This is a genomic window from Vibrio sp. J383, assembly GCF_023503985.1.
Taxonomy (GTDB): Bacteria; Pseudomonadota; Gammaproteobacteria; order Enterobacterales; family Vibrionaceae; genus Vibrio; species Vibrio splendidus.
In genome coordinates, this window is record NZ_CP097293.1 from 1,660,633 (window position 1) to 1,683,910 (window position 23,278).

Consider the following 23,278-nt stretch of genomic DNA (forward strand, 5'->3'; position numbering starts at 1 on the left):
TAGGTAAAAGGGAAAGATATGAAGAAGTTAGGCGTAGTAAATAGCGTATTGGTAGGCAAAACTGTTGCCTTTGCACACGGTGCAAACAGTGCCATCAACAAGCTGGTTTTACCTGAGCGTCAGCATGCCACAGAACTTGGTTTTACCAATGACGAACAAGGCGACCCTCGCTTTCACGGTGGTATTCAAAAAGCCCTTCATATCTACCCAAGCGAACACTACCCAGTTTGGCAGGAAGAGTTAGGTGACAAAGACATCTTCCAATCTGCAGGCGCATTTGGCGAGAACCTAAGCTCAAGCGGCATCACGGAACACTCCATTTGCTTGAAAGATAAGATTCGTATTGGTTCAACATTGTTGGAAGTCTCGCAAGGGCGTATGCCGTGCTGGAAGCTGAACGTGAGATTCGATCAAAATGATATGGCAAGAAGGCTGCAAGATACGCTAAGAACTGGCTGGTATTTCCGCGTATTGGAAGAGGGTGATATCGGTGCTGGAGATGAGATCATTCTATGTGAAAGGCCTTATCCAGAATGGCCGTTAACTCGCATCATGGGGGCGGTGTTCACCGGTTGTTTGGATAAACAAGAGCTTAAAGAACTGGCGGAGCTACCTTTAGTCGAATCTTGGGGAGCACTTATAGAGCGTCGCCTTGAAACTGGCAAAATCGAAGATTGGGAAATGCGATTAGTTGGTCCGACAGCGGAGTAAGCTTTTCCTAATACGCAAAAAACGCTCACTATTTCGATAATGTGAGCGTTATGAGTATTAAGGTGTAAAACGGCTAATGGCTAATGGCTAATGGCTAACGGCTAATGCCTAATCGCTTCACGTATGATTTAAACAGTATTTAAATCTAGCTATAACCAGAAATCTTTAACCGGCATGTCAGGGCTAAAGTGATGTGCAATCTGCGCTTGTAGTAACTCTGCGGTCGCAATTGCATCCGTTAATGCATGATGCGGCGTGTAGTCCGGCAAGTGGTATCGACGGCGACTCTGACCAAGCCTTACTGATGCTGGTTTCTTTCCTTTGAGCTTATTCCATAAGCCGCCAGCCAGTTTGTTCTGGATTTGAGATTCAATCTCGAGCGTGTCGAGGACCGGAAACTCAATCCCTTCACCTAGTCTCACCTTTAGTGCGTTATCCAAGAAATCACGCTCTATACGACGGTAATGAACCACTGGGATGTGACCCGCCAGCGATTCCAATATCTCATCTAACACCTCGCTAAGGTCTGGCGCGTCAATGATGTCGTTGTGAGTGATGCCATGAATAACCACAGAGTCTTCTTCTAATTTCTGCTTTGGTCTCAGTGTCCAGTGTTTGGATTGTCGTAAGTAAATACGATTTAGCGTAAACGGGACAAGGCCAATGGTAATGATGCCATCTTTGTTTGGGTTTAAACCCGTAGTCTCAAAGTCGACAGCTAAGAAGGTTACTTCTGATAATGGCGTATCAGGTGCAGGAAGAGGTTGGCTATAAAATTGCTTTAAGCGCTCGTCTCTCGCTCGTTCCAGCTTTTGAGCAAACTTAAATGGCCAGTCGACCGCAGGTGATCTGAATAGTTTGTTCATAGGCCCTACTTAAACTTATTGCTGGCTTGATAACGGAACTTAAGGAAGTTCTGCGCATTACTTAATATTTGGAATGCGTCCTTTAGGTTGCGTCGCTCGAAGTCAGATAGGTTCTCTGGCTCAATGTTGTTATCCGGTTCTATGTTGTTGTCGACATCGTGTGCCTGGTGGCGAATACGAACTAAGGAGATAAACTCCATCGCATCTTTCAAATCTTGAGCTCGGCCTTTTGGCAGAATACCTGCGTCGATAATGTCATCCAAACGTTCGAATGAGTTCTTCGAACGAGATGCTACCGCCAAAGAGTGAACACGAATTAGATCGGCAAGTGGTGCGGTACCACGACGTTTAAGGTTGATCGAGTTGTTATGACGACCATCTTTTTCCATAACGAAATCTTTGAAGAACCCGAGTGGCGGGGTGCGGTTAAGCGCATTACGAGCAAGACATGCTAAGAAACGGTTGTTCTTACGTGCTCGGCGAACAATAAAGCTGTTCAGTTGTTCCGCCCATTTCAAGCGGCCGTAGACACCGTCTAAATCAAAGAAGATAGAAGCGTTCAATAGCGCTTTCGGGTTTGGATCATCAATCCAATCGGCAAAGCACTCTTCCCATTGGCGACGAGTCATACGCCACGTTGGGTTGGTGGCCATGATGTCGCCAGTACAGTAAACGTAGCCACACTGGTCTAAACCATCACAAATGAAGGTTGATAACTCTTCAAAGTATTTGCCGTGCTTTTTCTCGTCGTAGGTATCGTCGAGAATGATGGCATTATCTTGGTCTGTTACGAGCAATTGCTCATCGCGGCCCATTGAACCGAGCGCAAGGAAACAATAGGGAATGGGTGCTTTACCCAATTTTTCTTCACCAAGCTCGATAATACGCTGTTTAAAGCTACGGCCAATTACCGACATAGCGGTACCCACCATGTGGGCGTTGGCATCTTCGTTTACTAGGCGAACGAAGCTGTCTTTTACTTGTTCAGAAAGTACTTTAAGATCTTCAATGCTTTGTTGCTGGAAGATGCTGCTTACCAATAACAGCGAGTTTTGAGACTCGTAGCGAACAATATCGGTCGCTTCGATAATACCGATAGGTTTCTTATCTTTAAGCACTGGTAAGTGGTGCACGTTGTAGCGAAGCATAGTCATCATTGCTTCATATACATAGGCATTGTGGTCGAGTGAGATAACCTCTGGTGTCATCACACTGGATACTTCATCCGACGGGTCAAGGCCTTCGGCTAGAACGCGAGTACATAAGTCTCGGTCGGTAATGATGCCGATAACAGGTGTTGAATCATCTTCATCATCTTCAACAATATCAGGGTCGATGATCAGTAGAGAAGAGACATTGTCTTCTGCCATCATGGTTGCTGCTTGTTGGATGGTGCGCGTTTTCTCGATCATCGGCGCTTCGCTGGTCAATAGCGTTTTGACCTTAGATGTCGACAAATCGTTGGCGTCATTGCTGTCTGAGTTTGCTTGGCGAAGTCGCGCGTTATCTTCCACCTCGACAAAGTCGGCGAATGAATCATAGTTGTCGTAGAGCTCTTGGAAAATCGGCTCAGGGATGCAGTAAAGAAGGGTATCTTCGGTCGCTTTAACTGGGAAGCGAACTTTGTTGTTGGTCAGCAACCCCATTTGTCCAAACACATGCCCTTCATCAAGGCGATTATAGAGTTCGCCCTTACGACGATAGACTTCGACTTCGCCACTTCGAACGATATAGAGGTCATGAATTTGATCACCAAAGTGAATGATAGGGGTATCTTGGCGGTAATAAGAAATTTCCACACTACTGGTCACTTTTACCAATATCTCTTCAGGAAGTTCAGAGAAAGGGGGGTATTGTGCCAGAAAGTTTTGAATCTCTAATAACTCAGCATCCATAATGATCATCCATTGGTTTGTATGATTTCATGGTACAACATTTGATAATAATTTTCCGGCACAAATCAATCTGTGAGCTAAAACCTTTTTAAAGTCTTATGGATAGACTAATCTTTTAGTTAATGGAGTGACAGTTGAAGGATGATAGGAATGTCGAAGTGGAAGCTTAGTTTGGTACCTGCGGTTTTTATGTTTTCTCCAAGTTTGTCGGCGGACACTAACGCGGTGGATATTCTTGATTATGACCATGTTTATGCCACCGCGCATTCGGGCAGTTTAAATGAAGATGCAGGCAGTAATAACAATGCCTCATCGTATGGATTAGGCGTCAGTTACGCGATGACCGATGATTGGCTGTTGTTAGGTGACTATAGTGCGCGCTTCATTCATCCAGATGAAAGTACCACTCGAATTGATACCTTAATGGCAGGGGCTGGGTATCGTTACAGCATCAAGAAAGATTTGGATATTGTCGCTTCTTACTTGCTGGGTATTACTAAAGGTGAGGTAGAGCTTAATGGCAGCAACGAAACCATCGAATCGGATACTGAATTTGTCCAAGGTGTAAAAGCCGAGCTTAACTATGGTTTTGCAAAGCGTTGGATTGCTAACGGCAGTGTACAAGTGAACCGAAGTGACCTGTTTGATGAAGAAATTTACCACGTGGGTTTACGTTATCTCGTGACCAATAAGTTTGCGATTGGCGGCTCTTATCAGCACCGAGATGGTGAGGGTAGTAAAGGTGGAAGCGAGAGGACGAACGAGCTAGGTGTAGAGTTCTTCTTAGAGTACTAACTTAGTTAAACCTAATACGTCAAAGACAGACACAAAAAAGCCAGCTTAGTCGCTGGCTTTTGCATATCTATAGGTCTACAAATACAGGTTTCGCTTTACGATTAAAGAACCGCAGCAAGACCTTTACATAGAGGACCCATGTTTGACTTAGTCATACCAGCAACACTGATACGGCCAGAGCCAACAATGTAGATAGCGAATTCATCTTTCAGGCGAGTTACTTGCTCTTTGCTTAGGCCAGAGAACGAGAACATGCCGTTTTGGCGCTCGATGAATGTAAAGTCTGCATCAACACCTTCAGATTTCAATGTTGTTACGAATAGCTCACGCATCTCTTGGATACGGTCACGCATTTCTGCCACTTCCGCTTCCCATTCAGCACGTAGATCAGCATCACCAAGGATGTGAGTTACTACAGCACTACCGTGCGCTGGTGGGTTAGAGTAGATAGAGCGGATGATGCTCTTAACTTGAGAGAACGCTGTCGTTGCTACGTCTGCAGATTCTGCAACTAGAGTGAATGCGCCCACACGCTCGTTGTACAAGCCGAAGTTCTTAGAGAATGAGCTAGCAACAAGGATCTCTTTGTTGTATTGAGCAAAAATACGTAGACCAGCTGCATCTTCTTCAACGCCTTTTGCAAAACCTTGGTAAGCAAAATCGAATAAAGGAAGCAGTTTCTTCTCAGCAACAAGTTTAGCCAGCACTTCCCACTCGTCAGTTGTTGGGTCGATACCTGTTGGGTTGTGACAGCAGCCGTGAAGAAGAACGATATCACCTTCAGAAGCTTTCTCTAGGTCAGCAACCATGCCTGCGAAGTCTTTGTCTTTTGTTTCAGCATTGTAGTAGCTGTATTGAGCTGTCTCGATACCCGCGGCAGCGAAAACGCCGTTGTGGTTTGCCCAAGTTGGGTTACTGATCCAGATTTTAGCATCGCCTAGTTGGCGCTTGATGAATTCGCCAGCAACGCGAAGTGCACCAGTACCACCAGGAGCTTGTGCAGTTTTCGCGCGTTGAGACGTTACGATCTCTGCGTCTGAACCGAAAAGAAGCTTCTGAACAGCTAGGCCGTACTCAGCTGTACCTTCAATTGTCAGATAAGATTTGGTTTTTTCGCTTTCAAGAAGTGCAGCTTCTGCTTTCTTTACTGTTTTAAGTACAGGCGTTTGGCCAGCTTCATTTTTGTAGATGCCAACACCAAGGTTGATTTTCTCTGCACGAGAGTCTTTTTTAAACTCTTCAGTAAGGCCGAGGATAGGATCGGCGGGAGCAGCTAACACTTTTTCAAACATAATCTTCATCCATGTCAATTGAGAGGGGATAGTATCTATGGGTAGTTATACCTGTATGGAATTTTTAAGACAATACGAAGTGAACAGAAAGGCCAAAAAAAATCCATTTCAATCAGATTTATTGACTAAAGAGGGTATTTGATAACAAAACACCCTACGGATTAACCTATAGGGTGCAAGAAGTTAGTGGTTTTTATATAGATTAGGCTGGTTGAGCAATAAAGCTTTCACGCTCGAGTTCACTTGGTACATTTTTGCCATCTTTGTAGGTCGCGGCAATCGAAACAAATTCTTGTTCGACAGCCAGAAAAGCTTGGACAACTTGCGGATCAAAATGCGTCCCATTGCCCTCTAAGATAATCTGCTTAGCTTGTTCATGAGTAAAGGCTGGCTTGTAGACTCGCTTTGATATTAACGCGTCATAAACATCGGCTAATGCCATCAAGCGACCGGATAATGGAATGTCCTCACCAGACAGCTGATTTGGATAACCGCTGCCATTCCATTTTTCATGGTGAGTCAGTGATATTTCTTTTGCGACTTTTAAGAAAGAGCAGCTTCCCAACTGCTTTTCTGCGATAGACAAGGCTTCAGCGCCAATTGCAGGGTGGCCCTTCATTATTTCAAATTCTTCGTCGGTTAATTTCCCCGGCTTTAGTAAAACATTGTCAGGGATACCCACCTTGCCGACGTCATGCAGGGGAGCCGACTTATAAAGCAACTCGATATAATTTGGTGTTAACAAAGTAGAGTGCGTTTCAGATTTGCTGAGTTCTTGTGCGAGTACCTTAACGTATTCTTGGGTTCTTAGAATATGGGCGCCAGTTTCATTGTCTCGAGATTCTGCGAGTGCAGACAGGCTTACAATTGCAACGTCACGGGTCGTTTTGACTTCGTTTTGTGCCGTTTCGAGGCTATCAAGCATGATGTTGGTCATTGATGCCATTGAACCCAGCTCATTGTAGCCGAAAATAGGTAAGCGAACGCCTTGTTCGCCACTGGTAACCTTTCTCAATGCGTGTTCTTGGCTTAGGAGAATTCGCTTAATCAGCTTACTCCATAAAGTCATAATGGTTATCGCGTATCCACCCAGAACTACTGCCAAATAAATGAACTCTTTAATCACGCTGATCTTGCCTGTGCCATCCAACAAGCGTTCAGGGTTGTGCTCTAACCAGAAGATGTCTTTAACTGCAATCATCGTCAGCATGGTGGTCAGTGTAACCAGAAGTACGATGACTAAACCGACCATTTGTTTAACTAATGAACTTCGTTCGCCAATCAGTTGGAAGTCAAACTGCCCAGAATGTTCCATTTTGTCCATTTGCGCAAGTTTAGCTTTCAACTGAAGAATGCTTCCAGTAAAGAAGCCAAATAACGTCATTCCAAAGAGCACTTTTAAATTGCTATCGATGGTGAAGTCATAACTTAAGTTGTAATAGAGCGCAAAAGGGACACTAGCAGCAAAAAACAACAAGGTGTCGAGCTGCGCAAACCGACCTTGTTTAACTAAAGCATGGCGGGCTAATAGGTAATGGCGCACAAACCAGACTAAGGCAAAAACGACACTCACTTGAGTGAAAATTTCTAACGTCGTTAAGGTGTCGAGCATAGGGCATACCCGACTGCCATAGGTGCCAAAAAGCACACCAGCGATGGCATATAGCTGGGTTGTTAGCGATTGATTATAGTTTGATGTATCCATCGATAAGCCTTTGTTCAGTTTCGTTTCTGGTCTGTATAATTCTTACTAGATTCACGACTTTTAAGTACGCATATTTTACTTTGCAAGACGCATTGCTTGCTTTGAAATATACATAACTTGAATGACTTGCGTAAATAGGACCAGAAATTCTATCGATAGCTTTCGCTGAATGATACAAGAAACTGGTTTGTGTTAGTGATTTGTTAGCTAGGTGGGGGTTATTGCAGCATTACTATGAAGATACTTGAATAGCCTCGTTAAGATTAGAGGCTATTCAGTCGGTATACTTGAGTGAAATCGCGAGTGATTGAGTTCGCTATCTACTTTAAAACAATTACTTTTTCAGGTTGATTTCAGCTTCGATAGAACCTGTTTCAATCTCAGGGTGAGATGCTAGTTTGTCTGATGCCCATTGGTTAAGGTGTTTCAGAATAGCAGACACCGCGTGTTTCTCAGTTGGTGCTTGGTCTTGATCGACGTCGATCTTCTGCTTTGGATGTGAGCCTGTTGCATCTTCAGCGATATGTAGCCAATCTGGGTGCCAGTAATATGGCTGGCCACTCGGTGTTGTCCAACTATGAACACCGTTTGACTCTCCTTTATAACTTAACTGGTCTGCTTCTATTTTTTTCATTGTTATCTCGCATGTTTTTTGGGTTACATCAAATTATAGAGGCGTAGAGCGAACTTGGCTCCCGCCTTGGTTACAAACTTAGCAAAGCATACAAAGTTATCTGTGAACCAATTCACACTATTATAGAAATTAGGTCCAATCACATGGATAGCAGCAATAGTTGTTAACGTTAGTGATAAAATCTCCGGCTTATTAGAATTTATCTAGGTAGTACAATTAGATGGCGCGTTATGAAGAGCTTGCAAAGGATATTCGAACTCAGATCGCTAATAACACTTGGCGATCCGGAGAGAAGATCCCTTCGGTACGCATGAGTTGTCGAAATTACAACGTCAGTAATAGTACTGTCTTACAAGCCTACCAATTGTTAGAAAGCGAAGGGTGGATCATCGCTAAGCCTCAGTCGGGCTACTTTGTTGCACCACGTGTGGACGGCGTTGATTATGAACTGCCTTTAGTACACCAAAAGAAAGCCATTAATGATCGCTTATTCGACTTTTTGAAGTCGAGTTCCGCAGAAGGTGTGATTCCTTTTGGCTCAGCATTCCCAGACCCTGATCTGTTTCCTTTACCTACCTTGACCCGAAATCTCGCGAGTGCTGGCAGAAAAATGACTGGCGCGAGTGTCATTAATAATCTGCCACCGGGCAGTGAGTCCTTAAGAAGACAAATCGCGCAGCGTTACCTGCAACAAGGCATTACGGTTAACCATCAAGATATCGTGATTACCTCTGGCGCAATGGAAGCGCTTAACTTAAGCCTGCAAACGGTTACTAAGTCGGGTGATAATGTTGTGATTGAATCTCCCGCTTTCTATGGTGCTTTACAGGCTGTAGAGAGGTTAGGACTCAATCCTATCGAAGTGGATGTTTGTCCAATCAATGGATTGAATATTGAACAGTTTGAAAGCGTACTACAAAACCAAGATATAAAAGCGTGTTGGTTGATGACGACGTTTCAGAACCCGACAGGGACAAGTTTGTCGGACGAAGCGAAGCGCCTTGTGGTGGAGATTGCAAAACAAAACGAAACCTACATTATCGAAGATGACGTGTATGGCGACCTCTATTTCGACGGCCACAAACCCAAGCCACTAAAAGCCTTCGATAAGACCGATTCTGTTCTACTTTGTGGTTCGTACTCAAAAAGCCTGTGTCCGGGTTATCGGGTCGGGTGGGTTGTAAACACGCGTTTTAACGATGCTATTCAAAAGCTTCAGCTTCTTTCTACACTGTCGAGTAGTGCACCTGTGCAACTTGGCGTGGCACACTTCTTAACTCATGAAAGTTACGACAATCACCTTCGTAAATTACGTAAAAATCTTCTAGTGAGAAAAGAGCGATTTATCGAGGTCATCAAGCAGTGCTTTCCACGTTCCATCGAGATTGAAGAACCGGCTGGTGGCTACTTCATATGGATTCGCTTCTCGGAAAAATTTGACAGCCAACAATTTCACCAACTAGCGATTGCTCAGGGGATCAGCGTCGCTTCAGGCGATCTGTTTAGTGAGCAGGGCAGAGTAGATAACGCGATCAGATTGAACTTCTCTTATGAACTCACAGAAGAGAAAGAACAAGCACTAATCTTGCTTGGCAAACTGGCACATCAACTTACGCATTCGTAAAATCTTAAGTCACTCATAAAACAGACCATGATTTCAACTGTACGGATTGTTTCTGGTGCAACTGTACGCCTTGTACAACAAAGAGTTGTGCTTCAATACAGTTAGACCAAATATTGGAGATACCGTTATGTTGAAAATGACTATGGGAAATGAAGTTAAGCTGATTATCGTCGCGATTGTGTGTGCGCTTCTGCTTATTCTCGGACACGTATTGCTGGCAAAAGCCTTCGCTGATATGGCTTGGGCTGAATATACAACAGCGGCTATCCCGTTCGTTATGATGGCAATCTGCGGTCTCGCGATAAAATACGCTATCGACCAAGATGTCGATTAAGCCGATTATCCAGTCGAATTATTTTAAGCCCTGCCAGAATTTGGCAGGGCTTTTTCGTTTTAAATGACCTGAACTTTTGAATGATGGCATTAAACCTGAGCTCTGAAGGCTATCTCATACTTTAATGCCACAGGCTTTGTAAGTCTGTGTAAGCGAGAAATGGTGATTATTTGGAATATGCATCACCTTTAGTCAAAAACTTGGCTTATTGGTTGTGCTAGGAAATAACCAGAGCCTACCTTTCGCCGTTATATATTCACGTCAATTATTGGTCGCTATGCGATAAAAGTGACCAGAGTAAAGGCTTACAGTACCTTACAGGTTTAAATTTCCCATTTATTACAATTGGTTATGACTAATTGAGATGCGGGATTATGAGATTGAAATATACAAAAACAAACATGTGCATATTGGCTTTGTTAGCCACCAATGCTTCAGCAAGCGAACTCCATGTTGATTTGAATCGACTCAGTAACTTTTCGGAAGTGGGCACCAATACATTTTCTATTGCCAGTGAATTTATCGGCTATGAGCTTGATGAGGGAAAGTATCGTTACGCAAGAGATGTTGACTTAAACGGCTTAGATTGGGCTTTTCTTTATGGAGAGCATCAAAGAAAAGATAAACCCAATAGTGCCTTAATTGGTGATGTGAAGGTTATTGGTGATTTAAAACAAGTCGCTAATTCAGAGACTAAAAATGCAGTTGGCAATCGTTACTACTGGCAAGACGGCGACTCTACGGATTATAACCAAGAGCTGGCTTTTTCAGGTTTGCTTGTTGGTTCTAGTGGTTTCTCTTTTGACGTTCAGCCGAGTAAAGAAGGGCGATTTTCTGTAGAGCTTTATACACATAATTGGCTGTCTTCTGCTGATGTGACGGCATGTATTAACAAGCAATGCATCACAATTAAAAATGACATTTCATTTCACATGACCAGTGTCAAAAATACGATTGTTTTCGAATCTCAATCGCCAGGTGACATCGTAGAAATCTCATATTCACGCCAATATAGGCAGTTTGATTTTGAATCGAGACAAGGCTATCACGCTATTGAGGCTATCCAGTTGAGAGAGGTTGAGTAACATGAAAAGAATCATTCTAGCATCAGCAATTGTAGCGACCTTTTCTGCTCACTCAGGTCTCGGGAAAATGGATCGTTCGGTCACTCAACACAAAACGTTCGCACTACAAACTCAGTTCGATTTTGCCTGTCATATGAATGCGGGTTCCGCGACCTTAATTGACCCTTACTGGGTGATAACGGCAAATCACGTATCAGGCTCTAAAAGTGAAGGGTATGAAAATGCAGTAACTTGTTCTTCTTATGAAAAAGATGAGAACGGTAAGTTCAACGTTATTCATACATCACGTGCGACAACTGACCCTGATGGTGAGTGGGGGGAGTATGAATTTACCGATGGCATTTATGATTTCGCTCTGGTGCGTTTAGACACGCCAATCACCGGTATTAAGCCTGCGAAGTTACCAGAGAAAGGGATGTTCGATCATTCAGAGGTTTATGAAGTAAATAGCGTTGGCTTTGGTAACTATAACGGCCGTAATGGCGGGAAGAAATTTGTTAAGTACAATGACACAGATAAGAAATGGTTAGCTGAATATAAATATAACCCGGTGATCATGCCTCAAAGTGATTTGCAGTGGCTGATCATCCATGGAGACTCAGGTTCAGGCATTACGATTGAACGAGACGACGAGTTTTACATTATTGGGGAGATAGGCCTTCAATATTATGGCGAGCTTGGTTGGCAAGATACCTTTGATGATGTTTTGGGGAGATTAGATTCCTTAAACAAGGATATGAGGGAGCATGGGTTTAGTTACACGAAGCCAGTAAATCTTGGTGACGTACGATGGACGCCATCGACCCAGAATAGTATCGAAGATCTTCACGCCTTTTACAGCTACTGGAAAGCTGGAAGCATGGACTTTAATGGTACTTATTGGACGAAGGATGGCGGCATTTACAACACCGCTTATGCGCAAGAAGGTGAAACGTACACTTTTGAAACTGTCATTCCTGCAAACCCAAAAGCGCCCGCTTTTGATGTGTTTGTAAATGGTCGTCAGGTTGCTCATAACATTAAGGCGGATAAGGAGAGCTTATTCTTTAAAGTGAATGCTTTTGAGCAAAAGGGTGACCAGATGGTGATTGAATTTAAGCCGCTAGAACAGACTGGCGAGAAGATACTTTTAGATCACTTTTTGGTTCGTACTGTCGAGTAGACTGAGCTGTTAAGTTTTTATCAGTAGGCGCTTATCAATAGGGGCTTATGAACATACCCTTATAAATAAGTGCGTATAAAAAAACCTCCGTATATACGGAGGTTTTTATTTATCTGGTGCTGACTTCGTTAAAGAAGAAGCAAGCCGATATTAGAAGTTAGCAGAGCGTGGTGTACGTGGGAACGGGATAACGTCACGAACGTTGCCCATACCTGTTACGTAAGAGACTAGACGCTCAAAGCCAAGACCGAAGCCAGCGTGAGGCACAGTGCCGTATTTACGTAGGTCGCGGTACCAGCTCATGTGCTCAGGGTCGATACCCATACCAATCATGCGCTCGTCTAGAATGTCTAGACGCTCTTCACGTTGTGCACCACCGATGATTTCACCGATGCCTGGTGCAAGTACGTCCATTGCTGCAACTGTCTTGCCGTCGTCGTTTAAGCGCATGTAGAAAGCTTTGATGTCTTTCGGGTAGTTCTTAACGATAACAGGTGCTTTGAAGTGCTCTTCAGCTAGGTAACGCTCATGCTCAGAAGACATGTCGATGCCCCACTCAACGTCGAATTCAAATTTCTTACCAGAATCTAGTAGGATTTGGATTGCGTCAGTGTAGTCAACTTGTGCGAAATCAGCGTCTACGAATTGCTCTAGACGAGTGATTGCTTCTTTGTCGATGCGAGAAGCGAAGAACTCAAGGTCGTCGCGGCGCTCTTCAAGAACAGCAGCGAAAACGTACTTAAGCATGTCTTCAGCCAGTTTTGCTACATCGTCAAGGTCTGCAAACGCAACTTCAGGCTCAACCATCCAGAATTCAGCTAGGTGGCGGCTTGTGTTTGAGTTTTCAGCACGGAACGTAGGACCGAACGTGTAAACTTTGCTTAGTGCACAAGCGTAAGCTTCAGCATTAAGTTGGCCAGATACTGTTAGGAAAGTTTCTTTACCGAAGAAATCTTCGTTGAAGTCAACTTTGCCTTCGTCAGTGCGAGGTAGGTTTTCCATGTCTAGCGTCGATACGCGGAACATTTCACCAGCGCCTTCTGCATCAGATGCAGTGATAAGCGGAGCTGAAGTCCAGAAGAAACCTTGCTCGTGGTAGAAACGGTGAATCGCTTGAGATAAACAGTTACGTACACGTGCTACTGCGCCGATCACGTTCGTACGTGGGCGTAGGTGAGCAACTTCACGAAGGTATTCAATAGAGTGACGTGTCTTAGCCATTGGGTAAGTGTCAGCGTCTTCAACCCAGCCTACAACTTTAACGTCAGTTGCTGCCAGTTCGAAGTCTTGACCTTTCGCAGGAGACTCAACAATCTTACCTGTTACTTCAACAGAGCAGCCAGTTGTTAGCTTTAATACTTCGTCTTCGTAATTATTAAGATTATTAGGAACCACGGCCTGAATCGGGTCGAAACAAGAGCCGTCATAAATGGCAAGGAAAGAGATTCCAGCTTTGGAATCACGACGTGAACGGATCCAGCCGCGAACAGTTACTTCACTGTCTACCGCTAGCTTGCCGCCAAGTACGTCTGTTACAGGCGCGTAAGTCATGTTGATTTCATTCTCCATTGAGGGACAAATTCAACTCAAAGTCTCTAGCATTGAGGCAAATGAACATATATTTGCACAATAATTAGCCGAAACATTGAGTTGTATAAACTTTTTAAATCGATTGAACATATTACCTGTCATACCGACAGCTTCAACCTTTATTCTTGCTTGGTGAAAGAAATATTGTGTCTACTGACCAGAAATACCTTTTAGGGTGTGTTTTTTGTTCGATTTGGCTTTCTGTTTGGTATTTGTTTGAGTGCTAGGGAGGTGCGCTAGCGCTAATGGTTAAGTATTCTTCAATACCTTGTAAATCGATGTGAGCAGAGTGATTGAAACGACGTGAACTGACGTTGGTTACAACATAGATCTGGCTGAAATCGAGACCGCTAGCGGTTTTTGGCCGGATTAAGAAGCGTTAATATTCGAAACCTTTGTTTGCAAGATTGGACGTGTGATTAATGTAGCGCTCACTTTATATTGGCAGCCATTCAAGCTTGTGCGTTAACCGAGCTATCTGTGTAATACCTAGGTTTCCTTGTGCAATAGCTATATTACCTCGTGTAATAGCTTAGTTGTTTTGTGCAATATCTAAGTTACCTTGTGCAGTACTTACACTACCTTGTCCGAAACTTAAGTGATAAACACAAAGCACAAGTGTGAGTCCATCTAATCAACAATCACCCACAAGAGGAGTTTAATATTCACGTGTTAATTACGCCGCCTTAACCCCTGCATTCTCTCTACACCCGCACTTTTCGAGCACTCGCTCATTCAAGAAAAACAGTCGATCAAATTATGTCTGAACAAGGCAGGACTGGCTGTACAAGTAAAAGAGAATTACATGCTTAATTATTTAAAAAAACACTGGTTATCAAACGTTAAAGGAGATTCATTATCTGGGATTGTGGTTGCACTCGCATTAATCCCTGAAGCCATCGCATTTTCAATTATTGCAGGCGTTGACCCTAAAGTAGGGCTTTATGCTTCTTTCTGTATCTGTGTTGTAACCGCTTTGGTTGGCAGTCGTCCGGGGATGATCTCTGGGGCAACGGGCGCAATGGCGCTGTTGATGGTCACCTTAGTGAGAGAACACGGGCTAGAGTATCTACTCGCAGCTTCATTTCTTGCTGGCGTCATTCAAATCGCGGCTGGATACCTCAAGCTTGGTAATCTGATGAATTTCGTTTCCAAATCGGTGATTACTGGGTTTGTTAACGCGCTCGCTATTCTTATATTTATGGCTCAGCTCCCTGAGTTGATCAACGTCCCTTCGAGCGTTTACGTATTAGTCGCTTTGGGTTTGGCGATCATTTATCTGCTTCCTTATTTTCCCAAGTTTGGTCGTGCAATACCTTCTCCATTAGTCGCGATTGTTGCCCTGACTATTATCAGTTTGTTATTTGGTTTAGATGTCAGAACGATTGGAGATATGGGTAAGCTTCCGGATTCACTGCCTGTGTTCTTGATCCCTAATATTCCATTCACGTTTGATACGCTCACAACCATCCTTCCATATTCTATTGCTCTATCTCTTGTAGGCTTATTGGAATCATTGATGACGGCGACGATAGTGGATGACCTGACCGATACTGAAAGTAATAAGAACAATGAATGCAAAGGGCAGGGCGTAGCGAACATCGTGGCTTCACTATTTGGTGGTATGGCGGGGTGTGCGATGATTGGCCAGTCGATCATTAACATCAAATCTGGCGGCTTAACCCGATTATCCAGCCTGATCGCCGGGGTTGTTTTACTGCTAATGGTGGTGTTTGTTTCTGATTGGTTGAAGCTGATACCGATGGCCGCTTTAGTGTCTGTGATGATCATGGTTTCAATCGGCACGTTTTCATGGCGCTCTGTTGTTGAGCTTAAAGACCACACACTCCCAACCAATGTAACCATGTTAGCAACCGTGGCGGTGGTGGTGTTTACTCACAATCTCGCAATAGGTGTTGCGGTTGGCGTGGTGCTATCGGCTCTGTTTTATGCGCATGCTAGCAAATCCATGGTCTTTATATCCGATGAAGTCGTGACTAACGAAATGCACACTACCCACCGAGTAAAAGGCCATGTCTTCTTTGCTTCTTCAGATGCGTTTGTCGATCTATTTGATTATGACAATGCGACCTCTTTAGTGACCATCGATATTTCGGATGCGTCTTTCCTAGATAACACTTCAGTTGAGGCGCTTGATAAGGTCGTATTTAAGTTCCGTAAAAAGGGCGCTTATGTAGAAGTCTCAGGAATGGATACCGTGAGTGCGAATCTGATATTCAAACACGCGATGTACCACAAGCATAAAGATTTAACCGCGGTTTCCATTACGCACTAATCATGGTTTAAGGTACTTTAAAAGCTTAAAATCCTGAACTAGACATTGTTATGAAGATAAAGCGCTCATCTTTGAGCGCTTTTTTGTTGATGTCGGTAGGGGAGTTCTAGCGACCTATGACTGACCTTGATCGTTGGTTTTTGAGTTCGATAAGGTGAATTGGTTGATAAGAGATTCAAGGTGATCAGACAGCTCTTCTAAATCATTACTGATTCCACGAGTCTCAGCCGCAGACTGCGATGTGTTGTCGGCGTGAGAAGTGATGGTTTCAACCTTTTGTTGAACATCTTCGGTCGCGTGTGTAGTGGATTGCGTCTGTTGTTGAATATTTTTCGCATGAGCCAGCACTTGTTTCATTTCTTCAACGACACCGTTCATTTCAACGGACAGTGCGTCGATATCTGTTGAGCTTTGATGTGCTTGTTCGCAAACGCGATCGGCAGAAGTCAGCGACTCTTCACTGCCTTGCTGGAACTGATGAATGATAGACTCAATACTGCCAGTTGCCTCTGCCGTTCGTGATGCAAGATTTCGAACTTCATCTGCCACTACCGCAAAGCCCCGACCTTGCTCTCCCGCACGAGCCGCTTCAATCGCCGCATTTAAGGCTAGAAGGTTGGTTTGGTCGGCAATGCCACGAATCACACTCAATATTGAAGAGACCTCTCCGGTTTGCTCATTGAGTGTCAGTATCTTGTGTTTCACTTCTTCTATGCTGCTGACTAGGTTCTTTATCTCACTACTTGCATCATGTGCTTGGTTCGCACTTTTACAGGCCACATCAGCGGTATGATTGATGAGTTCTGACGCGGTTAAAGTGGCTTGTTCTACATTGACTTGTTGCGCCTGTATCCCTTCGATATTGTTTTGTACTTCAGCGGTTTCGTTTTGTTGATCGCTGGCGGCTTGCTCGGTAATTTGTGCAACACTGGTCAGTTGGTTGGCAGACGCATTCAGTTTGTGCGAGGTGTCTTGTACCTTCTCTAAGCTGTCGGAAACCGTGCCCATGAACGAGTTGATGGAGTTAGCAAGCGTGCCAATTTCATCTTTGCTTTGCTCTGGCAGCCGAGTGGATAGGTTTTTATCACTGCTGACTTGGGTCATAAAGCGAGAGGTTTGTTGAAGCGGGCGAACGATTATCTTACGAATCAATCCCATAGTAAGAACGAATCCGGCAAAGGAGATCACTGCCATGATACCGATCGCTGTCATCGTTTGAGTATTGATCAGCGAGTTGACATGGCTAAGGTTATATTCAAGTCGAATTGCACCTAATACTTCCCCTTCTGGCGCCATATGACATGCCACACAATTGGTGCCGCGATAGTTCTCGCTCGACTTCATTGGCAGAGCAATAACCAAGCCTTTTCCCCAATCGGCAGAAAAGGGTTCGATAACGGTTTCACCCGCTAGCGCTCGTTTATCAATATCATCCACAGGTGTTTGGTTGTCATTGCCAGGCCCGTATAACTTACTCACCGCATCAGCACGCAATACACGAACATTTTCAATGCCTTCTTGAGCTAACGCTTTCTGACGAAGGGTCTCTTTTTGTGCCATAGTGCCAGTGAGCATCATCATATTGAGGCTATCGAAATAGTTGCTCGCTTTATCGTGAAGCTGCTCACTTAACACTGAGTTTACAAGTTGCTTTTGCTGCGAATATTGAAAGTAGGTCGATATTGCTAATAGAAAAGTGAACACAATGGCGAGGGCCACTAGGATTTTAAAGGTGATTGTTGAGCGCATAAGGTGTTTGTTTTTATTAATTATAATGACGCGCATACTTTACGTGTAAGAGACCCTACCACCTATGAGGTATAACCGATTGTGTGACCACACTCCGGTTGTGGTTATGTTTCTGTGATGTAGCGAGTTTGTGATGATGTTCTTTGGGCGAATGAAAGGGAGTTTATCGTTAAATTTGAAGGGTATGAAAAGCCCAATAAACGTACATGGCTTAAATAAATATGTTCAGCGGGCTGTATTTATACTGGCCAAGCGTCATTATTAAAATCCACCTGCCAAAACAGGTGGATTTTTACTTTTACTTTTACTTTCAATTGCCGATTGCCAGTTAGTTGATTGTTGAAAGTGGAATGGCGTCAGAGATCGATTTTTCTAATCTGATGGCGATAAATTTCGAGGTAGGAGTAAAGGTTCGCTCACCATAGCTGTCTAGAGGAACCAAAGGGTTGGTTTCAGGATAGTAAGCCGCCGCCTGACCCTGTGGAACGTCATAAGCCACCAAGGTAAATCCTTTCACTTTTCTCGTTACACCATCTTCCCAAAGCGACACCATATCGACCTTGTCACCCGGTTTAAAACCGAGCTTCAATATATCGGCTTCATTGATAAACAAAACTTCGCGCATACCAAAGACACCGCGGTAACGATCATTCAAGCCATATAACGTGGTGTTGTATTGGTCATGGGAACGCATGGTTTGCAAGATCAGATCGGGTTTATTGCCCCCCTGCAAGACCGCTTCATTAATCAGCTGTTTTGGCAGTTCATTGGAGCCAAATTGCGCTTTGCCGCTGAGGGTGTTCCATTGACGATTTGCGGCCGGATTGACTAAATGAAATCCACCCGGATTTTCCAGTTTCTGATTGAAGTCAGTAAAGCCCGGAATCGTATCTGCAATGAGGTCTCGAATATGTCCATAATCTTGAATGACCCAATTCCAATCGATTGGATGGCTGCCTAGTGTGGCATTGGCAATACCCGCGACAATGGCTGGTTCAGAACGTAAATGCTCTGATCGAGGTTCGAGCTGCCCGTAAGAGATATGAACCATGCTGAAGGTATCTTCGACGGTGATGCCTTGTGGCCCATTAGCTTGTGTATCGATTTCCGTGCGCCCCAAACATGGCAAAATCAAGGCATCTTGACCGGTAACAAGGTGAGAGCGATTGAGTTTGGTTGAGATATGAACGGTAAGGTCACAATTTTTCATCGCCAGATGTGTGCGAGGAGTATCGGGTGTAGCTTGCGCAAAATTACCACCTAAACCAATAAAGACTTTCGAGCGTTTTTCCTCCATAGCTTTAATCGCTTGTATGGTGTTGTGGCCTACATCTCGTGGGACATTGAAGTTAAAGCGGCGTTCTAAGCTATCTAGAAATTGGTTTGAGGGTTTTTCATCGATACCCATCGTACGATCGCCTTGGACATTACTATGCCCCCTTACAGGTGATAGCCCAGCACCTGGCTTACCGACGTTGCCGCGCAACAATTGCACATTGGCTACTTCTTTGATGGTTTGTACTGAATGACGATGCTGTGTTAGCCCCATAGCCCAACACATGATCACCTTTTCTGAACGGCGGTACATGTCTGCGACCATTTCTATTTCGCTTAAAGCTAACCCTGATTGTTCAGCGATATGCTCCCATGTTGTCGCATCAACTTCTGCTAAGTATTCATCAATACCTGTGGTGTGTTCGCTGATGAATTGACGATCAAATATGGCTTTGCCTTCGGTTGCGAGGGCATCTCGTTCCCATTGCAGCAAATATTTAGCCATCCCACGAAAGACCGCCATATCGCCACCTAATGCTGGTCTTAAATAAGCGGTATTGGTTGGTTTTGAACCATTGCTTAACATTTCAACCGGAACTTGAGGATTTTGGAAACGTTCAAGTCCACGTTCTTTCAATGGATTGAAACAGATCACCTGAGCGCCGCGCTTTACCGCTTCACGCAATGGTTCAAGCATGCGGGGGTGGTTAGTGCCTGGGTTTTGCCCGAGCACAAAGATCGCGTCTGCTTTTTCAAAGTCGTCAAAAATCACGGTTCCTTTGCCCACACCGACCGTATCTTTCATGCCAATTGCACTGGCTTCGTGGCACATGTTTGAACAGTCAGGGAAGTTATTTGTTCCAAACGCACGGACGAAGAGTTGGTACAAAAACGCCGCTTCATTACTGGCTCGACCCGAAGTGTAAAATTCGGCTTGATGTGGCGAGTCGAGTTGCTTCAAATGCTTGGCTACGAGCGAAAAGGCTTCGTCCCACTCGATAGGAATATAGTGGTCGGACGCAGCGTCGTACTTCATCGGATGGGTTATTCGGCCTTGGTATTCCAGCCAGTAGTCTGTTTGTGATGACAAGGATGTTACGCTGTGTTCGGCGAAAAACTCAGGATCCACAAATCGATTTGTGGCTTCCCAGTTCACGGCTTTTGCACCGTTCTCACAGAAGTTCACTTTACTGTTGTGTGGGGATTCACCCCATGCGCATCCCGGACAATCAAAACCACCGTTTTGATTCGTTTTAAGCATTGTTCGAATGTTTTTGATGGCGTTTTCGCTGCCCCACCAACTCTTAGTGACGGCTTTTAACGCCCCCCAACCACCAGCAGGACCTTTATATTTTTTTATCTGTTCTTTTTGGCTCACAACTGCACTCCTCACTCGTGGGAACGGCAGTAAACAAGGGAACCGGTAAAAACAGGCGCGTTATAAAAATAAGGCGGGAGTAAAACGGTTTTGATTATTTGGTATCGATACCTGTTTACTGCTTTGAATATTTAGAAATAGACTGGCAAATTGTTTGCCATGATCTAAATCAAAGGTTATGCCGTTAAGGGGCGGTGCGTCCAATTGATATTGCCGACTAAGTGATAAATGGAATCTATCATGGGGAGTAAATATGGAAAGTGTTGCTTGTGTCACAGTGATAAATAGACCTGTCACTGTGATAAATAAAATTTATTAGCCAGTGCGATGCGAGCTCTATTTTACGAGAGATTCGTTGGGCAGCCTTGATATAGCTGAGTCTCCTGTGATAGTTGCTGTCTATCACGCTATAGATAATTTAGATTTGACCTATATTTAAATTAGGCATACTTTGATTTAAATCAAAAATACCGTTGTTATTTTAGCCGTTGCTTTACAGATTGAGCCATTTTCCGTGATAGGTATTTTCAATCACAGAGAACCGTTAATGTACGACGAACGCGAAGAAGACGCTTCATTTCAAGGTTTTACTAATCATTCATGGATATAAAACAACTTAAGTATTTAATCGCTTTAGATCAAACGAAACACTTTGGCCAGGCTGCGACACTTTGTCATATTACTCAGCCTACGTTGTCGATGAGGATAAGGCGTTTAGAAGAAGAGTTAGACCTCGAGTTGATTTCAAGAAGTCAACGTTTTGAAGGGTTTACCGAAGCGGGTGAGCGTATATTGGCTTGGGCAAAGACCGTCTTAGCGGCTCATGACGGTTTACAAGCCGAAGCGGCTAACTGCCGTGGCCAACTGGTCGGCTCGCTAAGAGTTGGCATGGTGCCTTTAGCCAGTCAAAACCCGATGCAGTTGATTAAGCCTTTAGCAGAAAAATTCCCTGAACTTCGCTTTCAAATTTTGTCGATGACATCTGAGCAGATCATAGACCAGCTCAATCGTAACCAACTTGATTTAGGCATGTGTTACACCGACCAGATCAATACGGCTTATTTTGACGTTATAGAAATGAACTCGACGGATTTAGGCATTCTGTATGATAGCCGATTCTTTGATTTTGCTGAGTCGGAAGTCTTATGGGAATCACTCAATAGCATTCCTTTGGGGCTTTTGTCTAAAGGCATGCATTATCGTCATTCGATTGATTTGAGCTTCGGTAGTAAAGGCCTAGTTCCTCAGACTTTGATTGAAAGTAACTCTACGTTTCACCTGATCCAAGCCGTCACTAGTGGCCTATGCTGTGCTGTTATGCCGCTTAACTCTGGATTGGAAGAGCTCAATGAACAACTGCGTATCGTACCGATAGAAAAAGCCGTGGTGCATTCGCCTCTAGGTCTACTTAAGCGTAAACAAGAACCTTATTCGGCACTCACTGATCAGTGCTTTGCTGAAGCAAAACACTTGTTTAATCAGTGATGTTTGTTTAACCAGTGATATTTATTTAATCAGTAACGTTTTCAGTCTGAGTCGATATCGTCAAGCTGACCGTCTTTCCGGGTGATTTTATGAGATGTATAACTCAATCCTATATTGAACTGCCTGATTTTAATCAAGCGCCTCCACAGCCCAATGCCATGAGCTATCGAGAGCTTACGGGCTATAGCATGGTGGTGGATGCACCTCTGGCAAACGAATCTGCATTGGCGATCAGTTATAACGGGATCAGTCAGGCGGTTATGATGGTGACGCCTGGCCACATGGAAGACTTTGTGCGCGGTTTTAGTTTAAGCACCGGCATCATAAAAAGATTCAGTGAAATTCGTGATATTGAGATTGGTGGCAATGGTGAATCTCATTTCGCACAAGTAGAAATCAGCAATCGCGCTTTTTGGGACATGAAAACTCAGCGGCGTAACTTGGCTGGAACCACAGGTTGTGGTTTGTGCGGTGTTGAGGCGCTTGAACAAGCACTTCCGGATTTGGTTCCATTGCCATCGTCATTACCACCCAGTCCACTGGTTTTTGAGGGGTTGAGAGGGCGAATTGCCGAACATCAAAAAGCAGCCAAAATATCCGGTGCTTTACATGCCGCTTTGTTTGCGAATTCGAAAGGTGAAATTTCACTTTGTCGTGAAGACATCGGCCGCCACAATGCTTTGGATAAATTAATAGGGGCAATGGCCGTGAACGAGATCAACCCTAAGTCGGGTTTCGCCATTATGACCAGTCGTTGCAGTTTAGAGCTTATCCATAAAGCCGTGCGTGCTGAAATCGCAACCTTGGTTTGTTTGTCGGCTCCGACCTCATTGACGGTCGAATGGGCAAGACGTAATCGCTTAAATCTGATTCACTTACCCAACAGCAGTCCACCTCGTCTATATAGCCCTGCGCCTTAATGTCATGTTTTCGTTTGGATAAAAAGAGAGACCATTGTGTCTCTCTTTGGTTTTTATTATAAATGATTATTGTTTTACTCGGATTGGTGGTTAATTTATATCCAAACGGCTGTTTTGTTCAATTTAATAGCAAAAAATATGGTTATAGCGTTGTGTTTCAAAGCTCATTCGATAAGATAAAAAGACCTCTAATGACAGAGGTAGGGCAGCAATGGATACGCTGCTTCAAATACTATGGAATGTGACTTAATTATTGGACACATACATGAAATTCAAGATTACATCACCGATTATTGAACCTACGGAAGGTTCACCACATCAGTTAACGCAAACTCACGCTTCTCGTTTTACCTCTTTTAAGACAAGCTCCCCTTTGAACACCTTGTTCGACCACGTCTCTGCACGCTTCTTTACCGCTTATCGCTCCTATTGTTATTCGTTTTATAACTCTATTTCTATCTGAATTCCTTTGTCATCCGCTC

The 23,278-nt window shown here is 44.0% G+C and carries 18 protein-coding genes; 10 read left to right on the plus strand and 8 right to left on the minus strand.

The genetic code is table 11. The features are described from left to right. Positions 1 to 18 precede the first annotated feature (18 nt). Positions 19 to 711, plus strand: a complete 693-nt coding sequence (locus M4S28_RS07500; protein ID WP_249632609.1) for an MOSC domain-containing protein — start codon at positions 19 to 21, stop codon at positions 709 to 711. A 149-nt stretch (positions 712 to 860) separates the two neighbouring features. On the opposite strand, the gene M4S28_RS07505 is transcribed toward M4S28_RS07500, so the two are convergent. Both M4S28_RS07505 and M4S28_RS07510 read right to left on the minus strand, forming a co-directional pair. Continuing rightward, positions 861 to 1,577: a 3'-5' exonuclease gene (locus tag M4S28_RS07505; protein ID WP_249632610.1), complete on the minus strand. Its 717-nt coding sequence runs from the start codon at positions 1,575 to 1,577 to the stop codon at positions 861 to 863. A gap of 5 nt (positions 1,578 to 1,582) precedes the next feature. Further along, positions 1,583 to 3,472 carry a DUF294 nucleotidyltransferase-like domain-containing protein gene (locus tag M4S28_RS07510; protein ID WP_004734701.1) on the minus strand — a complete coding sequence of 630 codons (1,890 nt, stop codon included), beginning with the start codon at positions 3,470 to 3,472 and terminating at the stop codon, positions 1,583 to 1,585. A 150-nt stretch (positions 3,473 to 3,622) separates the two neighbouring features. Between M4S28_RS07510 and M4S28_RS07515 the strand changes: the two genes are divergently transcribed. Next, positions 3,623 to 4,267: a TonB-dependent receptor gene (locus tag M4S28_RS07515; protein ID WP_029222477.1), complete on the plus strand. Its 645-nt coding sequence runs from the start codon at positions 3,623 to 3,625 to the stop codon at positions 4,265 to 4,267. Between the two features lie 101 nt (positions 4,268 to 4,368). Here the strand turns inward: M4S28_RS07515 and M4S28_RS07520 are convergent, their stop codons facing one another. The 3 genes from M4S28_RS07520 to M4S28_RS07530 all read right to left on the minus strand — a co-directional run bounded on the left by M4S28_RS07520 (position 4,369) and on the right by M4S28_RS07530 (position 7,898). Continuing rightward, positions 4,369 to 5,559, minus strand: coding sequence for an amino acid aminotransferase (locus M4S28_RS07520; RefSeq protein WP_017086475.1), 1,191 nt, complete (start codon positions 5,557 to 5,559; stop codon positions 4,369 to 4,371). A 202-nt stretch (positions 5,560 to 5,761) separates the two neighbouring features. Next, complete coding sequence (locus M4S28_RS07525) at positions 5,762 to 7,264, minus strand: HD-GYP domain-containing protein (RefSeq protein WP_146458106.1); 1,503 nt, start codon at positions 7,262 to 7,264, stop codon at positions 5,762 to 5,764. 334 nt (positions 7,265 to 7,598) lie between these two features. Next, complete coding sequence (locus M4S28_RS07530; protein WP_004734705.1) at positions 7,599 to 7,898, minus strand: hypothetical protein; 300 nt, start codon at positions 7,896 to 7,898, stop codon at positions 7,599 to 7,601. A 220-nt stretch (positions 7,899 to 8,118) separates the two neighbouring features. On the opposite strand from M4S28_RS07530, the gene M4S28_RS07535 reads away from it, so the two are divergent. From M4S28_RS07535 to M4S28_RS07550, 4 genes are all read left to right on the plus strand, one after another. After that, positions 8,119 to 9,522 (plus strand): aminotransferase-like domain-containing protein, encoded by a 1,404-nt coding sequence (locus M4S28_RS07535; RefSeq protein ID WP_249632611.1) that lies wholly within the window; start codon positions 8,119 to 8,121, stop codon positions 9,520 to 9,522. Positions 9,523 to 9,649: 127 nt separating this feature from the next. Beyond that, entirely contained in the window at positions 9,650 to 9,856 is a 207-nt protein-coding gene (locus tag M4S28_RS07540) for a hypothetical protein (protein WP_004734707.1), read from the plus strand. 407 nt (positions 9,857 to 10,263) lie between these two features. Beyond that, entirely contained in the window at positions 10,264 to 10,941 is a 678-nt protein-coding gene (locus tag M4S28_RS07545) for a hypothetical protein (RefSeq protein WP_249632712.1), read from the plus strand. A gap of 1 nt (position 10,942) precedes the next feature. Continuing rightward, a complete protein-coding gene (locus M4S28_RS07550) occupies positions 10,943 to 12,103 on the plus strand; it encodes a trypsin-like serine peptidase (protein WP_108101210.1) in 1,161 nt (386 codons plus the stop codon). 150 nt (positions 12,104 to 12,253) lie between these two features. Here M4S28_RS07550 and asnS read toward each other — a convergent pair whose 3' ends face one another. Then, entirely contained in the window at positions 12,254 to 13,654 is a 1,401-nt protein-coding gene (gene asnS, locus M4S28_RS07555) for an asparagine--tRNA ligase (RefSeq protein ID WP_004734710.1), read from the minus strand. 844 nt (positions 13,655 to 14,498) lie between these two features. Between asnS and M4S28_RS07560 the strand changes: the two genes are divergently transcribed. Continuing rightward, entirely contained in the window at positions 14,499 to 15,989 is a 1,491-nt protein-coding gene (locus M4S28_RS07560) for a SulP family inorganic anion transporter (RefSeq protein WP_249632612.1), read from the plus strand. A gap of 114 nt (positions 15,990 to 16,103) precedes the next feature. Here the strand turns inward: M4S28_RS07560 and M4S28_RS07565 are convergent, their stop codons facing one another. Both M4S28_RS07565 and M4S28_RS07570 read right to left on the minus strand, forming a co-directional pair. Then, on the minus strand, positions 16,104 to 17,738 hold the full coding sequence (locus tag M4S28_RS07565; RefSeq protein WP_249632613.1) for a methyl-accepting chemotaxis protein: 1,635 nt from the start codon (positions 17,736 to 17,738) through the stop codon (positions 16,104 to 16,106). 328 nt (positions 17,739 to 18,066) lie between these two features. Further along, entirely contained in the window at positions 18,067 to 20,391 is a 2,325-nt protein-coding gene (locus tag M4S28_RS07570; protein ID WP_249632614.1) for an FdhF/YdeP family oxidoreductase, read from the minus strand. Positions 20,392 to 20,991: 600 nt separating this feature from the next. Here M4S28_RS07570 and M4S28_RS07575 point away from each other — a divergent pair. The 3 genes from M4S28_RS07575 (at position 20,992) to M4S28_RS07585 (ending at position 23,259) form a co-directional block, all read left to right on the plus strand. Beyond that, the gene (locus M4S28_RS07575) at positions 20,992 to 21,876 is read left to right on the plus strand and encodes a LysR family global transcriptional regulator AcsS (RefSeq protein WP_004734714.1); all 885 of its coding nucleotides are present in this window, start codon (positions 20,992 to 20,994) and stop codon (positions 21,874 to 21,876) included. 89 nt (positions 21,877 to 21,965) lie between these two features. Continuing rightward, positions 21,966 to 22,796, plus strand: a complete 831-nt coding sequence (gene fdhD / locus M4S28_RS07580) for a formate dehydrogenase accessory sulfurtransferase FdhD (RefSeq protein WP_249632615.1) — start codon at positions 21,966 to 21,968, stop codon at positions 22,794 to 22,796. Between the two features lie 265 nt (positions 22,797 to 23,061). Continuing rightward, complete coding sequence (locus M4S28_RS07585) at positions 23,062 to 23,259, plus strand: hypothetical protein (RefSeq protein ID WP_131825228.1); 198 nt, start codon at positions 23,062 to 23,064, stop codon at positions 23,257 to 23,259. Positions 23,260 to 23,278 lie beyond the last annotated feature (19 nt).

What these genes read in the sequence shown, in the direction of transcription:
- M4S28_RS07515 (WP_029222477.1), top strand. Translation starts at nt 3,623, where the DNA reads ATGTCGAAGTGGAAGCTTAGTTTGGTACCTGCGGTTTTTATGTTTTCT.
- M4S28_RS07520 (WP_017086475.1), bottom strand. Translation starts at nt 5,559, where the DNA reads ATGTTTGAAAAAGTGTTAGCTGCTCCCGCCGATCCTATCCTCGGCCTT.
- fdhD (WP_249632615.1), top strand. Translation starts at nt 21,966, where the DNA reads ATGAGATGTATAACTCAATCCTATATTGAACTGCCTGATTTTAATCAA.
- M4S28_RS07575 (WP_004734714.1), top strand. Translation starts at nt 20,992, where the DNA reads ATGGATATAAAACAACTTAAGTATTTAATCGCTTTAGATCAAACGAAA.
- M4S28_RS07500 (WP_249632609.1), top strand. Translation starts at nt 19, where the DNA reads ATGAAGAAGTTAGGCGTAGTAAATAGCGTATTGGTAGGCAAAACTGTT.
- M4S28_RS07565 (WP_249632613.1), bottom strand. Translation starts at nt 17,738, where the DNA reads ATGCGCTCAACAATCACCTTTAAAATCCTAGTGGCCCTCGCCATTGTG.
- asnS (WP_004734710.1), bottom strand. Translation starts at nt 13,654, where the DNA reads ATGACTTACGCGCCTGTAACAGACGTACTTGGCGGCAAGCTAGCGGTA.
- M4S28_RS07510 (WP_004734701.1), bottom strand. Translation starts at nt 3,472, where the DNA reads ATGGATGCTGAGTTATTAGAGATTCAAAACTTTCTGGCACAATACCCC.
- M4S28_RS07540 (WP_004734707.1), top strand. Translation starts at nt 9,650, where the DNA reads ATGTTGAAAATGACTATGGGAAATGAAGTTAAGCTGATTATCGTCGCG.
- M4S28_RS07585 (WP_131825228.1), top strand. Translation starts at nt 23,062, where the DNA reads ATGAAATTCAAGATTACATCACCGATTATTGAACCTACGGAAGGTTCA.
- M4S28_RS07505 (WP_249632610.1), bottom strand. Translation starts at nt 1,577, where the DNA reads ATGAACAAACTATTCAGATCACCTGCGGTCGACTGGCCATTTAAGTTT.
- M4S28_RS07560 (WP_249632612.1), top strand. Translation starts at nt 14,499, where the DNA reads ATGCTTAATTATTTAAAAAAACACTGGTTATCAAACGTTAAAGGAGAT.
- M4S28_RS07530 (WP_004734705.1), bottom strand. Translation starts at nt 7,898, where the DNA reads ATGAAAAAAATAGAAGCAGACCAGTTAAGTTATAAAGGAGAGTCAAAC.
- M4S28_RS07550 (WP_108101210.1), top strand. Translation starts at nt 10,943, where the DNA reads ATGAAAAGAATCATTCTAGCATCAGCAATTGTAGCGACCTTTTCTGCT.
- M4S28_RS07535 (WP_249632611.1), top strand. Translation starts at nt 8,119, where the DNA reads ATGGCGCGTTATGAAGAGCTTGCAAAGGATATTCGAACTCAGATCGCT.
- M4S28_RS07525 (WP_146458106.1), bottom strand. Translation starts at nt 7,264, where the DNA reads ATGGATACATCAAACTATAATCAATCGCTAACAACCCAGCTATATGCC.